Source organism: Coprococcus intestinihominis, assembly GCF_040096555.1.
Classification (GTDB): domain Bacteria; phylum Bacillota; class Clostridia; order Lachnospirales; family Lachnospiraceae; genus Coprococcus_A; species Coprococcus_A intestinihominis.
The window spans coordinates 1-1,372 of sequence record NZ_JBBMEK010000440.1; the positions used below are offsets into that span (position 1 = coordinate 1).

The following is a 1,372-nucleotide window of genomic DNA, read 5'->3' on the forward strand; positions in this document are numbered from 1 at the left end:
AAATTTTTCCCTTGCAAGAGCTGCATAATAACGAAGCCATTTATCCATCTCCATAATTATGGATGGATTGGCACCTTTCTGCGGGCCGTAAACAGCACTGCAGCCATTCTCACCGCAAAGGGGATTCGTCACATCACAGGCTATTTTAAATTCACATTCCGCCAGCTCCGGCAGGACGTAAGTATCTGTAATTGTCTCTAATTCCTTGAGACCAATGGCACCAAAAGGCACCTGCTGACCGTCCTTGTTAAGGAAACCGTAGCCCAATGCCTGCAGCATACCAATACCGCCGTCATTTGTGGCACTGCCGCCGATACCAACAATAAATCTGCGGCATCCTTTTTCAATGGCATCACGAATGACTTCACCCACACCATAAGTCGTTGTATAAAGCGGATTCTTCTTGGTATCCGGTACAAGTGTAATACCTGCTGCACCTGACATCTCAATCACTGCGGTCTTTGTCTCAGCAATAATGCCGTACTCACAGACAACCGGCTCACCCAATGGGCCTGTCACCTTCACATGCTGTAATGTCCCATTCATGCCGCATACAAGAGCCTCCACGGTACCCTCTCCGCCATCTGCCAACGGCCGGATGACCACATCTGCCTTGGCATCCGCTTTTCTGATGCCCTCCGCAATGGCCTGCCCTGCCTCAATAGAACTTAAACTGCCTTTCAAAGAATCGATTGCGATCACTGCTCTCATTTGTTGATACCCCCATACATTTTTCTGTCCATTGACTGCATCCGCTAACCGAGATGCACTCTGCCGTTTTTATTTTCTTACTGAAAGTATATCCTTTTTGACACTCTGTATATATGTTATACAGAACAATTTTCTTGTATACATCCGGTATAAATTGTTATTTATAACACTTTATGATAAAATAGCTCTAACTAATCCATCTCAATGACAGGTTCATAATATGAAAATCGTTATTATCAATGAAAGTGCAAGAAATAGCTATGGTATACTTGTAGCATTATTAATCGGAGGTACCCTATGTTTAAAATCGACAGAACCCTTGCTGCCCAGGTCGTCAATACCGTGAAAGACGTCTGCGGACGGGATGTAAATTTTATCAACCAGTATGGCATTATCTTTGCCAGTACGGACCCGGAAAGAGTCGGCACCTTTCATGAAATCGGCCATCAGGCAGCCCTTACAGGCGAAACGATTGAGGTCCGGGCCGATGACAATTTTCACGGCACACGCATGGGCATCAATCTGCCTGTTTACTACAATCAGACCTTCATGGCCGTAATCGGCATTACCGGACAGCCGGATGAAGTCCGCAAATATGCCCATCTGGCGGAGCGCATCACACATCTGCTGATCCGTGAACGGGAACTGAACACCATCAGCC

Annotated in this window: 2 protein-coding genes; one reads left to right on the forward strand and one right to left on the reverse strand. The window is 46.2% G+C overall.

Features of this window, described 5'->3' with window-relative positions; genetic code table 11:
• Positions 1 to 711 (reverse strand): glycerate kinase family protein (locus WMO25_RS18035; protein WP_349086604.1); only part of this gene is annotated, 711 nt, incomplete at its 3' end.
• A gap of 297 nt (positions 712 to 1,008) precedes the next feature.
• Here WMO25_RS18035 and WMO25_RS18040 point away from each other — a divergent pair.
• Positions 1,009 to 1,372: sugar diacid recognition domain-containing protein (locus tag WMO25_RS18040; RefSeq protein ID WP_349086606.1), on the forward strand; the 364-nt coding region annotated here is incomplete at its 3' end.